16 protein-coding genes are annotated in these 13953 nt (G+C 72.1%); 14 read left to right on the forward strand and 2 right to left on the reverse strand.

From position 1 onward, the window contains the following. Window positions 1-96 precede the first annotated feature (96 nt). Entirely contained in the window at window positions 97-576 is a 480-nt protein-coding gene (locus tag QR78_RS06615) for an RT0821/Lpp0805 family surface protein (RefSeq protein ID WP_048426708.1), read from the reverse strand. Window positions 577-679: 103 nt separating this feature from the next. On the opposite strand from QR78_RS06615, the gene pdxH reads away from it, so the two are divergent. The 7 genes from pdxH (at window position 680) to QR78_RS06650 (ending at window position 5774) form a co-directional block, all read left to right on the forward strand. Then, a complete protein-coding gene (pdxH, locus tag QR78_RS06620) occupies window positions 680-1306 on the forward strand; it encodes a pyridoxamine 5'-phosphate oxidase (RefSeq protein WP_244276355.1) in 627 nt (208 codons plus the stop codon). A gap of 186 nt (window positions 1307-1492) precedes the next feature. Beyond that, complete coding sequence (locus tag QR78_RS06625) at window positions 1493-2215, forward strand: SDR family NAD(P)-dependent oxidoreductase (protein ID WP_048426745.1); 723 nt, start codon at window positions 1493-1495, stop codon at window positions 2213-2215. Continuing rightward, complete coding sequence (locus tag QR78_RS06630; protein WP_048426710.1) at window positions 2208-3218, forward strand: hypothetical protein; 1011 nt, start codon at window positions 2208-2210, stop codon at window positions 3216-3218. Before QR78_RS06625 ends, QR78_RS06630 begins: the two co-directional genes overlap by 8 nt. After that, window positions 3215-3679, forward strand: coding sequence for an NUDIX hydrolase (locus QR78_RS06635; RefSeq protein WP_048426711.1), 465 nt, complete (start codon window positions 3215-3217; stop codon window positions 3677-3679). The genes QR78_RS06630 and QR78_RS06635 overlap by 4 nt, the downstream gene beginning before the upstream one ends. Next, complete coding sequence (locus QR78_RS06640; RefSeq protein WP_048426712.1) at window positions 3676-4146, forward strand: TIGR02301 family protein; 471 nt, start codon at window positions 3676-3678, stop codon at window positions 4144-4146. The genes QR78_RS06635 and QR78_RS06640 overlap by 4 nt, the downstream gene beginning before the upstream one ends. Before the next feature lie 197 nt (window positions 4147-4343). Next, on the forward strand, window positions 4344-4607 hold the full coding sequence (locus QR78_RS06645; protein ID WP_048426713.1) for a hypothetical protein: 264 nt from the start codon (window positions 4344-4346) through the stop codon (window positions 4605-4607). 78 nt (window positions 4608-4685) lie between these two features. Then, entirely contained in the window at window positions 4686-5774 is a 1089-nt protein-coding gene (locus QR78_RS06650) for a spore photoproduct lyase family protein (RefSeq protein WP_048426714.1), read from the forward strand. Window positions 5775-5786: 12 nt separating this feature from the next. Here QR78_RS06650 and QR78_RS06655 read toward each other — a convergent pair whose 3' ends face one another. After that, window positions 5787-6695: a LysR family transcriptional regulator gene (locus QR78_RS06655; RefSeq protein ID WP_048426715.1), complete on the reverse strand. Its 909-nt coding sequence runs from the start codon at window positions 6693-6695 to the stop codon at window positions 5787-5789. A gap of 117 nt (window positions 6696-6812) precedes the next feature. On the opposite strand from QR78_RS06655, the gene QR78_RS06660 reads away from it, so the two are divergent. The 7 genes from QR78_RS06660 (at window position 6813) to QR78_RS06690 (ending at window position 13875) form a co-directional block, all read left to right on the forward strand. Beyond that, window positions 6813-8123, forward strand: a complete 1311-nt coding sequence (locus QR78_RS06660) for a CitMHS family transporter (protein WP_048426716.1) — start codon at window positions 6813-6815, stop codon at window positions 8121-8123. Window positions 8124-8218: 95 nt separating this feature from the next. After that, window positions 8219-9559 carry an acyclic terpene utilization AtuA family protein gene (locus QR78_RS06665; protein ID WP_048426717.1) on the forward strand — a complete coding sequence of 447 codons (1341 nt, stop codon included), beginning with the start codon at window positions 8219-8221 and terminating at the stop codon, window positions 9557-9559. A gap of 11 nt (window positions 9560-9570) precedes the next feature. Next, a complete protein-coding gene (locus QR78_RS06670) occupies window positions 9571-9882 on the forward strand; it encodes an AtuA-related protein (RefSeq protein ID WP_048426718.1) in 312 nt (103 codons plus the stop codon). A 136-nt stretch (window positions 9883-10018) separates the two neighbouring features. Then, entirely contained in the window at window positions 10019-11296 is a 1278-nt protein-coding gene (locus tag QR78_RS06675; protein WP_048426719.1) for an NAD(P)/FAD-dependent oxidoreductase, read from the forward strand. Between the two features lie 41 nt (window positions 11297-11337). Beyond that, on the forward strand, window positions 11338-12069 hold the full coding sequence (locus QR78_RS06680) for a GntR family transcriptional regulator (protein ID WP_048426720.1): 732 nt from the start codon (window positions 11338-11340) through the stop codon (window positions 12067-12069). Window positions 12070-12281: 212 nt separating this feature from the next. Beyond that, window positions 12282-13109 (forward strand): SGNH/GDSL hydrolase family protein, encoded by an 828-nt coding sequence (locus QR78_RS06685; protein ID WP_053220821.1) that lies wholly within the window; start codon window positions 12282-12284, stop codon window positions 13107-13109. Window positions 13110-13296: 187 nt separating this feature from the next. Then, window positions 13297-13875, forward strand: a complete 579-nt coding sequence (locus QR78_RS06690) for a histidine phosphatase family protein (protein WP_048426721.1) — start codon at window positions 13297-13299, stop codon at window positions 13873-13875. Window positions 13876-13953 lie beyond the last annotated feature (78 nt).

Below are 13953 nucleotides of genomic sequence, written 5' to 3' on the forward strand. Positions count from 1 at the left end.
AGCCCTATCTGGCGACCCTGTTGCCGGATTGCAACGCAGGCGGAGCGGGACGCCGCGAGGTTACGTCACTTCCCGCGCGAGCGCCAACGATCCGGCTCAGCCCGGCTTCGTCGAGGCCTTGAGGCTCTTGAGCTCCCAGGCGCCGCCGGACGGACGGCAACCGGTGCCGCGCACGAAGCGGTTGCTGCCCGGCCCGATCACCGAGGCGAGGAAGCCGCGGCAGATCTCGTCGTTCTTCACGAAGGGCAGCCCGGTCGGGTTGATCATGCCGCGCATGCCCGAATCCGGGTTGTCCCACTTCACCGGCTGGCCGTTGCCCTGCGGGTCGAGGGCGACGGAGAGGGCCGCCTTGGCCCGGCGCCAATCCTCGCCCGAGAGGTCGGAGCCGAAACTCTTCGGCGCCGCCGGCTCGATGCTGCCGGTGCTCTCGGGCTCCGGCGGGGCCGCGTCCACCTGCGGGGTGAACATGATGAGCGGCTGGCTGCAGCCGCCGAGCGCCAGGACGCCGCCGAGCACGCCCGCCGCGCAGGCGAGCCCGAGCGTCACCGAACCGACTTTACACGCACCGCGACGCATTACACCTAATCTCAAGACCGGACGGCCCGCCGCGACGCATCACCTTGCGACGCCGACCCGCCCCCGGTTCGGTTGTCACAGCGGCACTCGAACGGAGTGCCAATTGGGTAAGGACGATGCCGTGGACGGGTTAACGAAGGGTGATTTCACGCAGAACCCGGATCCGTGGGGCCTGTTCCGGCAATGGTTTGCCGACGCGCAGGCCTCCGAGCCGGAGGATCCCAACGCCATGGCGCTCGCGACCAGCGGCGCCGACAGGCTGCCGGACGTGCGCATCGTCCTCCTGAAGGACGCCGACGAGCGCGGATTCGTGTTCTACACCAACACCCTGTCGATGAAGGGGCAGGAGCTCGCCGACAACCCGCAGGCCGCCCTGGTGCTGCACTGGAAGAGCCTGCGCCGCCAAGTCCGGGCCCGCGGGCCGGTGACGAAGGTCTCGGACGCCGAAGCCGACGCCTATTACGCCTCGCGCCCCCGCGACAGCCGTCTCGGCGCCTGGGCGAGCCGCCAGTCGCAGCCGCTGGAGAGCCGCGACGCCCTGATCCGGGCGGTGGACGAGGTGCGCGCCCGCTTTCCCGACGAGGCGGTGCCGCGCCCGCCGCACTGGACCGGCTACCGCATCGCCCCGGTGACCATGGAGTTCTGGCAGGACGGCGCCTACCGCCTGCACGACCGGGTGCGCTTCACCCGGGAGGGCGAGGGCTGGGCCGGCAATCGGCTCTACCCCTGAGCCCCGGCACCTCCGAGGCCGACGCGTCCCTGACGCGCAACCTTTGCTGCGGCGCGGCGAGCCCTGGATTTCCGGGTCGCCGGGCCCTACCCTGAGGCTCTTCGCGCCCCATACGACCGGCGGCGCTCGCACCGGACATCCCGAGGAACGGCCGTGGCCCAACCGTCGAACGAACGCCGCCGCGTGATGCTGCTCACCGGCGCGAGCCGGGGCATCGGCCATGCCACCGTCAAGCGCTTCTCGGCGGCGGGCTGGCGCGTCATCACCTGCTCGCGCCACCCCTTCCCGGAGAACTGCCCCTGGGAGATGGGACCCGAGGATCACCTGCAGGTCGACCTCGCCGATCCCTCGGACACCGTGCGCGCCGTCGAGGAGGTGGCCGGGCGGCTCGAAGCCGAGGGCGGGCTGCTCCACGCGCTCGTCAACAATGCCGGCATCTCGCCGAAGGGAGCGGGCGGCGCGCGGCTGGGCGCCATCGATACCCCGTTCTCCGACTGGCAGCGGGTTTTTCAGGTCAACTTCTTCGCCCCCATCCTGCTCGCCCGCGGCCTGTGCGGCGAGCTGACCCGGGCCCGCGGCTCGATCGTCAACGTGACGTCGATCGCGGGCTCGCGCGTCCATCCCTTCGCGGGGGCGGCCTACGCCACCTCCAAGGCGGCGCTCGCCGGCCTCACCCGCGAGATGGCGGCCGATTTCGGCCCGCTCGGCGTGCGGGTGAACGCGATCTCGCCGGGCGAGATCGACACCTCGATCCTGTCGCCCGGCACCGACAAGCTGGTGGCGCAGATCCCGCAGCGCCGCCTCGGCACCCCCGACGAGGTCGCCAAGGCGATCTACTTCCTGTGCACCGAGGCCTCGTCCTACGTGAACGGCGCCGAGCTGCACATCAACGGCGGCCAGCATGTCTGAGCGGGCGGCGTTCGCCCTCGCGCTCCTGCTTCTCGCCTCCCCCGCCGCCGCCGAGCCGCGGGTCGCGCTCCTCGACCTGCCGTTCCGGGTGACGCAGCTGCGCGACGCCGGCAGCGAGGCGGCGCTCGCCGTATCCACCGCCGGCCTGCCGCAGCTGCCCCGCAAGCCCGGGCCGCTGGCGGTCGCCTGGGGCGAGACCGGCGCGGCGGTCGTCACCCTGACGGGCGACCGAGTGACGGTGATCCCCCTGCCCCTCGACGCGATCGAGGGCCTGACCGCCGGCGAGACGCCGAAGGGCGCGGTGCCGGGTTCGCGTCGGGTGCTGGCGGGTCCCTTGAGCGCCTACCTGTCGGGCCCGGGAACCGGGCCGGACGGGCGCAAGGGCGCGGCGAGCCTCACCCTGCGCGAGCGCCAGCCGGTGGCGATGAGCGCCGACCCGAAGCCGGTGCCGGTCGCGACCAGCACCGTGTCGCCGGGCCCCGGCGCGGTCTTCTCCGCGGACGCCCTGCGGCCGGTCGAGATCGACGGCGCGACGAACCTGCTCGCGGTGAGCGAGCGGCCGGAGGGCGCGAGCCTCGCGCTGATCGGGCGCCGGGACGGCGCCTGGCAGGTGCGGGGCGCCACCCCGCCCGAACCGGGTCCCGCGACCCTCGCGGCCGCCCGCCCGGGCCCGAAGCCCGCCGCCCTGCTGGTGCGCGGCGACGGCCGGCCCGAGAGCTGGGCCTTGGCCGGCGGTACGCCCGTGCGGCAGGCGCGCGGCGGCGCGGGCTTCTCCGCTCCCGGCGCCGCCCTCGGCGAGGGCGAGTGGGTGCTGACGACGGGCGACCACAAGGCGCTCGCCTACCTGTCGGCCGATACGCTGGACGAGCGGGCCCGTGCGGCCCTGCCGGCGCCGGTCGGGGCCGGCCTCGCGGTGCTGGGCGCTGGGCGCGGTGCCGCCGTGGTGGTGGCGCTGGCCGACGGGCGTCTGGCGAGCGTGCAGGACGGGGATGCGCGGCCGTGAATGCCGAGTCCGACGACGCGGCCTGGCGCCGGCGCTACCCTCTACGCCCCTTCGTCGCCGCCTCGGTGGCCGTGGTGCGCGATGGTCGCGTGCTGCTCGCCGCCCGGGGCCAGGCGCCGATGCGCGGGGTCTACACCCTGCCGGGCGGCCAGGTGGAGGCCGGCGAGACCCTGGCCGAGGCGGCCTTGCGCGAATTGCACGAGGAGGTCGGGGTGGTGGCCGAGATCGTCGCCGGCCTGCCTCCCCTCGAGGTGATCGGCCGCGACGCCGAGGGCGCGGTGCTGCACCATTTCGTGATCCATCCCCACGCCGCCCGCTGGCGCTCCGGCGAGCCGACGACCGGGCCGGAGGCCCTGGCCCTGCGCTGGGTGACGCCCGAGGAAGCCCATGACTTGCCGACCACCGAGGGGCTGCACGGCGTGATCGCCCTGGCCCTCGCCACCGTGGGGAACGGCGCATGAGGCGGTCCCCGTCGCTCGGTGCGCGCGCCGCGGTGCTCGCCGCCTGCCTGCTCGCGGCCTCGCCCGCCCTCGCCCAGACCCGGCCGAAACCGGGCGCCAAGCCACCGGAGGCGACCAAGCCGCCCGAGAAGGAAGCTCCCGCCCCAGCTCCGCCACCCGATGCGCCCGCTCCCTACGACCGCGACCTGCTGCGTTTGTCGGAGATTATCGGCGCGCTGAGCTTCCTGCGCGAGTTGTGTGGCCATCCCGACGCCGCGGAATGGCCCGCCCGCATGAAGGCGCTGCTCGATTCCGAGGGGACCAGCCAGGGCCGGCGCGACCGCCTGGCCGGGGCCTACAACCGCGGCTACGGCGGCTACGCGGTCACCTACCGGGTCTGCACTCCCTCGGCGGTCGAGGCGGCGACCCGCTTCATCGGCGAGGGCGAGCGGCTGTCGGTCGCCCTCGCCGGCCGGTTCGGCGGCTGACGCCGATCCTGTTGCCAGGCCGCCACAGCTGTGGCGGCGGTGTCGAAGAGAGAGGCATTCTCGCGGCGCCGTTAACCTCTTCGCAATTCCTTGCTGGCTCGCGCCCGGCAGAGATCCTATGAATCGGGTCATCACCTGAGGCCGCTGCGGATTCGAGACCGCCGTTCTCCTCCAGAGACCCGATCTCAAGGCTGTCGATGACCGATTTCGAAACCTACGAGCCCGAGCTCCACTCCGATCAGGACGCGAAGCGCGCCGCCCTGAGCTACGTCTCGGAAGCCTTCGCGGAAGGCTGCCTGGACGGGCTCGACGGCGACTGCATGGCCCAGGCCGCCCTGTTCGCGGCCTTCCAGGAACTCGTGCAGACCTACGGCGAGGAAGCCACCGCTCGCTACGCGGAAGGATTTCCCGAGCGCATCCGCGGCGGCACCTACACGGTGCGGCCCGAGGCCCGGCATTAGGAACCGCCGTTCACGACCGCGACCCGCCCGTCAGCGAACGGGCGGGACCTTCGGGCCGGCTCCGCGCGTTCGTGGAGCATGAGCGTCCACGATCCCGCCTCCCTCCGCGCGGCCCGCCTCTGGCGCCCGCGACGGGTCGTCGTCACGGCGGCGGCGCGGGAGCACGCCCACGGCCGGGCGATCCTGGCCCGGGCCGAGGCGCTGGGCCTGCCCGTCGAGGCCCTGCCCGGCAACCGCCTCACCGGCCTGCGCCATCCCGATCCGCGCCGGGCCTATATCGAGGCCAAGAATACGCTGGCGGTGGTGGTGGCCCCGCCCGCCAAGCTGAAGCTGCAACCGATCCCGCCGAGCGCCGACTGGCGGGTCGATCTCGCCGAGGGCTGCCCGGCCCATTGCCAGTACTGCTACCTCGCCGGCTCGCTCGCGGGCCCGCCGGTGACCCGGGTCTACGCCAACCTGCCGGAGATCCTGTCGAACCTCGCGGCCTATGTCGGGCACGGCGGCGTCACCTCGGCGAGCGCGGAGCGGGCGCAGGAGGGCACGAGCTTCGAGGCCTCGTGCTACACCGATCCCCTCGGCATCGAGCACCTGACCGGCTCGCTCTCGGCGGCGATCCGGCATTTCGGCGCCTGGGACGCCCCGGTGAGCCTGCGCGCGACCACCAAGTTCGCCGCGGTCGAGCCGCTGCTCGGCCTCGACCACCGGCGCCGCACGCGGCTGCGCTTCTCGGTCAACCCCGCGGCGGCCAGCCGCTTCGAGGGCGGCACCGCCCCCCTGCGCGAACGGCTCTCGGCCCTCGGCGCCGTCGCCCGGGCGGGCTACCCGGTCGGCCTCACGGTCGCGCCGATCCTGCCCCTGCCGGATTGGCGCACGGCCTACGACGACCTGTTCGCCCAGGCCGCCGGGGCGCTCGAAGGCGTGCCCGACCTCGACCTCACCGCGGAACTGATCACCCACCGCTTCACCCCCGGCTCGAAGACGGTGCTGGAGGGCTGGTATCCGGGCTCCGACCTGCCGATGCGCGAGGCCGAGCGCAGCCGCAAGTTCACCAAGTTCGGCTCGGTGAAATACGTGTATCCCGCCGAGCTGATGCGGGAGATGCGCGGGGCACTGACCCGGGCGCTCGCGGAGCGGCTGCCGATGGCGCGGGTGCTGTACTGGACCTGAGGCGGCTCTCTCTCACCCGCCCCCCGCGAACTCCGCTTCCAGGGCGGGAATCACCTCCTCCAAGAAATCCTCGGCGGCGGCCGGCAGCGTGCGGCCGGCCTTGGCGATCAGGCAGACTGGGCGGGAAAAGCTCGCCTCGGAGATCGGGCGTGAGAGGAGGCCGGGCTCGGCCCGGATCTCGCGGGCCGAGCCCGGCAGGATGGTGAGGCCGAGCCCGGCCCGCACCATCCCGACCGCCGTCATCATGTAGGTCGCCTCGCAGGCGGTGACGGGCCGGCGGCCCGCGGCCACGAAGGCGGCGTCGACCACGCCGCGCACGCTGGTCGCGGCGTCCATCAGCACCAGCGGGTGCTCGGCCAGGGCCTCCAGCGTCACGGCCGCGACCTCCCCGATCGGGTGGCCCGCCGGGTAGACGACGTGCAGCCGATCCGCCGCGCGGGCGAGCACCGTCACGTCGGAATCGCGGACCTCGCCGCCGGTGACGCCGAGATCGACCTCCTCCTGGCGCACCAGGGCGAGCACCCGCTCGGCGATCACGTCCTTGACGACGAAGCCCATTCGCGGATGCGCGGCGCGAAACCCCGCGATCGCGTCCGGCAGGAGGCCCGCCGCCACCGAGGGCAGCGCCGCGATCCTGACGATGCCGTGGCGGCGCGCGGCAAGGTCGCGGGTATCGACCACCACGCTGTCGAGCTCGCGCAGCACGCGCTGGAAGACCGGCAGCAATTCGCGTCCGGCCCGGGTCGGCGCGACGCTGCGGCTGGTGCGGTCGAGGAGGCGCACCGCCAGCGCCTCCTCCAGGCGGCGGATCTGCACCGTGAGCGCCGGCTGCGACAGGTTCAGGAGCGCGGCCGCCCGGGTGAAGCTGCGCAGATGCGCCACCGACACGAAGGCCCGGACGTGGCGCAGGTTGAGATCCATAACGAAACGCTATCCGGACGATCCGATCTTTTCAATTGTTAGATCGTCACCCTTGAGGTGTGATCCCGCGGTTCTCAACGGCGCCACGTCCCGAGCGCCGAACCCTGGGAGGAAGCGATGCTGGCCCTGCTCGGCCTGTGCACCATCGCGTTGTTGCTCGCGGCCATTCTCACCAAGCGCCTGTCGCCCCTCGTGGCGCTGATCGTGATCCCGGTCGCCGCCGCCCTCGTCGGCGGCTTCGGGCTCGGGACCGGCAAGTTCGTGCTCACCGGCATCCAGAACCTGGCGCCGGTCGTCGGCATGTTCGTGTTCGCGATCCTGTTCTTCGGGATCGTCAGCGATGCCGGCCTGCTCGACCCGATCATCGACCGGATCCTCGCGACCGTCGGTACGCGGCCGAGCCGGATCGTGCCGGGCACGACGCTGCTCGCGCTGCTGATCCATCTCGACGGCTCGGGCGCGGTGACGTTCCTCATCACGATTCCCGCCATGCTGCCGCTCTACGACCGGGTCGGGATCGACCGGCGCATCCTCGCCTGCGCGGCCTCGCTCGCGGCGGGCGTCAACTTCCTGCCCTGGACCGGGCCGATGATCCGCGCCTCGGCGGCGCTGAAGCTGCCGATTCCCGACATCTTCACGCCGCTGGTGCCGGTGCAGGCGGTGGGTCTCGTCTTCATCTTCGCCGTCTCGTACTGGCTCGGCCTGCGCGAGGAGCGCCGGCTCACGCTGGCGCGTGCCGGCGCCGTCGAGGCCGTGGCCGCCGGGACGCGGGTCTTGAGCGATGCCGAGCGGGCCCTGCGGCGCCCGGACCGGTTCTGGCTGAACCTCGTCCTCACCCTCGCGGTGCTCGGCACGATGGTGCTGATGGCGGAGAAGATCCCGCCGGCCCTGATGTTCATGCTCGGCACGGCGCTCGCGCTGATCATCAACTACCCGAGCGTGGACGCCCAGCGCCAGCGCATCGACGCGCACGCCAAGGCGGCGATCCTGATGGCGTCGATCCTGCTGGCCGCCGGCGTGTTCACCGGCATCATGCAGGGCACCGGCATGCTGAAGGCGATGGCGCAGGGGGCGGTAGCCTTCGTGCCCCCCGGCCTCGCGCCGCACATCCCCTTCGCGCTCGGCCTCGTCTCGATGCCGCTCAGCATGCTGTTCGACCCCGACTCGTTCTATTTCGGCGTGCTGCCGGTGGTGGCCGAGGTCGCCCATCAGCTCGGTGTGCCGCCGCTCCAGGTCGCGCAGGGCGCGCTGCTCGGCCAGATGACCACCGGATTCCCGGTGAGCCCGCTGACTCCCGCGACCTTCCTGGTCTGCGGGTTGTGCGGGATCGACCTCGCCGACCACCAGAAGTTCACGTTTCCGTTCCTGCTCGCGGCCTCCGTGGTGATGACCTTCGCGGCCGTCGCCTTCGGGGTCTTCCCATTATGAGTCCGCGGCACCCGCAGGGCGCCGTGCAGGCCCGAACGGGCGTCGGCGCCGATGCGCCGGACGTCCTCGCCGGGGGCAACCGAGGAAGAGAGTCGATGAAGTCCATCCGCCTGGGGGCCGGGGCCGGCTATGCCGGCGACCGGATCGAGCCCGCGGTCGAGCTCGCCGAGCACGGCGCCCTCGACTACCTCGTCTTCGAGTGCCTGGCCGAGCGCACCATCGCGCTCGCCCAGCAGGCCCGCCTGCGCGATCCCGCCGCCGGCTACGATCCCCTGCTGGAGGCCCGCATGCGGGCGGTGCTGGCGCCGTGCCGCCGGAACGGCACCCGCATCGTCACCAACATGGGGGCGGCCAACCCGCTCGCCGCCGCCGAGAAGACCCGGGCGATCGCCCGCGACCTCGGCCTCGTCGGTCTGAAGATCGCGGCGGTGATCGGCGACGACGTGCTGGAGGCGGTGGGCGCCGGCGACTACGAGGTCCTCGAGACCGGCGGCCGGGTGCGCGACCTCGGCAACCGGGTGATCTCGGCCAACGCCTATCTCGGCGCCGGCCCCATCGTCGAGGCGCTGGCCCGGGGCGCCGACGTCGTCGTCACCGGCCGGGTCGGCGATCCGGCGCTCTTCCTCGCGCCGCTCATCCACGCCTTCGGCTGGGCAGACGACGACTGGGACCGCCTCGGCCGCGGCACGCTCGCCGGCCATCTCCTCGAATGCGCCGGCCAGATCACCGGCGGCTACTTCGCCGATCCGGGGGTGAAGGACGTGGCGGGCCTCTCCCGCCTCGGCTTCCCCATCGGCATCGTGACGCAGGACGGCGACATCGAGATCACCAAGGTCGCGGGCTCTGGCGGGCAGGTGACGCTCGCCACCTGCAAGGAGCAGCTCCTCTACGAGGTCCACGACCCCGCCCGCTATCTCCAGCCCGACGTGGTGGCGGACTTTTCGCACGTGACCATGGAGGCGGTCGGTCCCGATCGGGTGCGGGTGACCGGCGGGCGCGGCACGCCGGCGACCGGATTGCTCAAGGTCTCGGTCGGGCTGATCGACTCCTATATCGGCGAGGGCCAGATCTCCTATGCGGGGCCGGGTGCCGCCGCGCGGGGCCGCCTCGCCCTCGACATCGTCCGCGAGCGCCTGGACCTGACCGGCGTGACGGCGAGCGAGCTGCGCTTCGACCTGATCGGCGTCGATTCCCTGCACGGGCCGGGCCGCGCCGCCGGGGCGCCGGAGCCCTACGAGGTCCGCATCCGGGTCGCCGGGCGCTGCGGCAGCCTCGGCGAGGCGGCGCGGATCGGCAACGAGGTCGAGACCCTCTACACCAACGGGCCGGCCGGTGGCGGCGGGGCCTGGAAATCGGCCCGCGAGGTCGTCGGCGTCGTCTCGGTGCTGGTGCCGGCCGAGCTCGCCCGGCCGAGCGTGCGGATGATCGAGGCGTGAGGAGACACCCGATGAAGCTGCGCACGCTCGCCCATTCTCGCACCGGCGACAAGGGCAACACCGCCAACGTCTCGCTGATCGCCATCGACCCGGCCGACTACCCGCGCCTGGAGCGCCACGTCACGCCCGAGCGGGTGCGGGCCCACTTCGCCGGCATCGTCCACGGCGAGGTCGTCCGCTACGCCCTGCCGACTCTCGGCGCCCTCAACTTCGTGATGGCGCAGGCGCTCGGCGGCGGCGTCACCCGCTCGCTGGCGCTCGACGCCCACGGCAAGGGCCTGAGCGCGGCGCTCCTCGACATGGAGATTCCCGACGAGGCGTGACGACCGGCCGGGACGATGGCCGGCCGCATTCCGGCTCGGTCATCGCATAATTGTTGACAATCCTACGATAAGAATGATGATGGCTTAAGCCGAGGCCGATGCCCTGGCGTCGTCCATCCGTACCGGGTCGTCACCGATGAAGCTCGCATCCTACTGGCTCGAGACCGCGCCGCCCTTCACGGCCGGCAGCCCCGGCCCGTCGGAGGGACGCTACGACGTCGCGGTGGTGGGGGCGGGCTTCACCGGGCTCTCGGCGGCGCTCGCGCTGTCGAAGCGCGGCGCCCGGGTGGCGGTGCTGGAGGCCGAGGGCGTCGGCGGCGCGGCGTCCGGCCGCAACGGCGGCCAGTGCAACAACGGCTTCGCGTCGGATTACCGCGCCATCGCGGCCCGGTTCGGTGAGGAGCGGGCCGCGGCGCTCTACCACGCCTACGACGCGGCGGTGGACAGCGTCGAGCGGCTGGTCCGCGAAGAGGGGATCGACTGCGATTTCCGCCGCACCGGCAAGATCAAGCTGGCGGCCAAGCCCGAGCATTTCGACAAGCTCCAGCGCACCTACGAGGCGCTGTCGCCGAAGGCCGACCCGGACACCCACCTCGTCCCGGCTTCCGCCATCCGCGGCGAGGTCGGATCGGACGCCTTCTACGGCGGCCTCGTCTACGCCAAGAGCGGCGGCATGCATGTCGGCAAGTTCGCCCGCGGGCTCGCCCGTGCGGCGGCGGGCCATGGCGCGGCGGTGTTCGAGAACGCCCCCGTCACCCGCCTGCGCCGGCTCTCCGGCACCGCCCACGAGGTCACGACCCCGCGCGGCACCCTGACGGCGAACCAGGTGCTGATGGCCACCGGCGCCTCGACGGTCGGCCCGCTCGGCTGGTTCCGCCGTCGCATCGTGCCGGTCGGCTCCTTCGTGATCGTCACCGAGCCGCTGCCGCGCGACGTGCTCGACCGCCTGATGCCGACCCGCCGCATGGCGACCAACACCAAGAACGTCGGCACCTACTTCCGGGTCACCCCGGACGACCGGCTGCTGTTCGGCGGCCGGGCCCGGTTCGCGGTCTCGAACCCGCTCTCGGACGAGAAGAGCGGCCGCGTGCTGCGCCGCGCCCTCGATCAGGTGTTTCCGGAACTCGCCCGCGCCCGGATCGACTATTGCTGGGGCGGCGTCGTCGACATGACCGCCGACCGCCTGCCCCGGGCGGGCGTCCGCGACGGGCTGTACTACTCGATGGGCTATAGCGGCCACGGCACCCAGATGGCGACCCATATGGGGCAGGTCATGGCCGAGGTGCTGGAGGGGCGCGCCGAGCGCAACCCCTTCGCGGGCTGGGACTGGAAGGCCATCCCCGGGCATTTCGGCCCGCCCTGGTTCCTTCCCTTCGTGGGCGCGTATTATCGTCTGCAGGACGTCCTGCACTAGGACGACGGTCTTCTGATCCGACCAGCGGGGCGCGGAGCGGCATGGCGAGCCAGAGTGACAGGGAGAAGGCGGCGGTCGGGACGCCGGCCACCAAGCGCCTGCCTCGCACGACCCTGTCGGGCCAGATCGCCGGCCAGATCCGCGCCTCGATCCTCGACGGCAGCTACCCGCTCGGCGCCCAGCTCAACGAGATGGAGCTGGCCTCGGCCTTCGGCGTCAGCCGCGGCCCGGTGCGCGAGGCGATGCAGCGCCTGATCCAGGAAGGCCTCTTGCGCAGCGAGCCGCATCGCGGCGTGTTCGTGCCCGAACTCGCGCCCTCCGACCTCATCGACATCTACTTCGTGCGCCGCTCCCTCGAACTCGTCGCCATGCGGCGCATCCTCGAGACCCCCGACCGCGGCGGCGTGGTGCGCGACCTCGCGGGCATCGTGCGCCAGATGAAGGCGGCGGTGCGCCGCAAGGACTGGGCCCAGGTCGCCGACCTCGACATGCAGTTCCACCGTCGCATCGTCGACGAGGCCGGCAGCGAGCGCCTGACCCGCAGCTTCGCGACGCTCCAGGCCGAGACCCGGCTCTGCCTCCAGATGCTGATGGGCGGCTACAGCGAGAACGCCGCCCTGATCGACGAGCACCAGCTCCTCGTCGACCTGATCGAGCGCGGCGCCATCGAGCCGGCGCTCGCCGAGATGGAGCGCCATTTCGGCGATCCCGTCCGCACGCTGCACAAGGCCAACGCCTCCCGCAAGGAGAAGCTCGGCGCCGAGGCGGCGTGAGGTTTCGCGCTGCAACACACGCTCAAGCTTAATCCGGAGTGAGCCGGATTCGCCGCTTTCGCCGTGATCCTCCCGGTTTTCGCTGACCAGCCGAGCAGAGCCTGGGGGTTGGACTTGGCTCAGCTTCATTTTCGAGTGGAACCACCGTAATCCGCGTGGTACCCGACCAATACGGACCGATTCGGTCCCTCTCCCCCCTGTCGGGATCTGCCATGCTCCTCCGGTTCAGCTTCGGCCGGCTGGCCTGCCTGTCGGCGGCCGTCTTCGCCGGTCACCTCGTCGCGGCCCGTCCGGCCTCGGCTTGCCCGGCCCCCCTGCCGGCGGCGGCGGAGCGGATGAGCCTCGCGCTGACCGAGGCGCACGTGACCCGGCGCGAGCCGGTGCGCGTCCTGGCGATCGGCTCCTCCTCGACGGAGGGGATCGGCGCCTCGGGCCCGGATCGGACCTACCCGCACCTCCTGGAGCAGTCCCTGCGGGGCGCCTGGCGCGGCACGCCGGTCGAGGTGACCAATGCCGGCATCGGCGGCGAGACCGCCGACCAGACCCTCGCCCGCCTCGCCGAGGCCCTGGGCCGCCCGGTGAAGCCCGACCTGGTGATCTGGCAGGTCGGCACCAACGACGCGATCACCGGCGGCGACGAGGCGGCGTTCCGCCGCCGGCTCGAGCAGGGCGTCGCCCTGGTGCGCGCTGCCGGCAGCGACCTGATCGTCCTCGACCAGCAATACTATCCGGCGATCCCCGACCACGCCCGCTACGAGCGCTTCGTCGGCCTCGTCGCCTCGGTGGCCCAGGAGGCCGAGGTACCGGTCTTCTCCCGCTACGCCCTGATGAAGGACTGGAACCGCCAGGATCCGGCGCTCCTCGCCGGCATGCTGTCGTCGGACCGGTTCCACATGGGCGACCAGGGCTATGCCTGCCTCGCCCAGGCCCTCGGCCGCGACATCCTCGACGCGGTGACCCCGCGCCCCGAGCCGCTCCAGGCGGTGGCGCGCGCCAAGCGCCAGAAGCTGCCGGATTCGGCGTCGCTGCGGCGGGGCTGACCTCGCATCTCACGGTCGGCTCCCGGATGGATGGCGTTCGGAGTTTGTTTGTCGGGTGGTCGGCGGGTATCGAACCCCGCCTGCGTGACTTTTAGACAGGCCGTCGGGCTTGCTTTCTGCCTTCGGTTTTCAGGCGGGATTTGAGCGTGCCGACATAGCCGGCCATTCTGGAGCATGGCGTCTCAGAATGAGAGTGCTTTTCGTCACCCATCCCGAGGTCACCATCGATCCGGCCGTCCCGGTGCCTGACTGGGGCCTATCGCCACGAGGCCGCGAGCGCATGGCGGCTTTCTGCGCACGACCCGAAGCGACCAGAATCGGCCATGTCTTCGTCAGCGACGAGCGTAAGGCGCGAGACGGAGCCGACATGCTGCACGAGCGATACGGGTGTCCCGTCACGATCGAAGCGCGTCTGGGCGAGAATGACCGCTCGGCTACCGGCTACGTCGCGCCGCCTCGATTCTGGGAGATCGTGGAGCGCTTCTTCGCCGAGCCGGAGAAGAGCGTTCTGGGTTGGGAGCGGGCGGTCGATGCGCAGGCACGCATCAAGGCCGCTGTGCAAGACTGCATCGCTGCCCAAGGCGATAAACCCGGCGACCTCTGCGTCGTTTCGCATGGAGGGGTTGGCACTCTGCTCCTGTGCGACCTCCTCGGCGATCGCATCTCGCGCAACCATGGCCAGCCAGTCGCAGGGGGCGGCTGCTTCTTCGTTTTCGAAGGCGCGACCTGGACACTGGAACATGGTTGGCGCGACATCGTGCCGTGATCGAGAGGCTGCCAAGGGGAGCGGAACGTCCGCCGCCCGCGGTGAAAGGGACGCGAACAGTCGCTCGCTCGGGCAAGG

Origin of the sequence: Methylobacterium indicum (assembly GCF_001043895.1) — a bacterium.
Classification (GTDB): Bacteria; Pseudomonadota; Alphaproteobacteria; order Rhizobiales; family Beijerinckiaceae; genus Methylobacterium; species Methylobacterium indicum.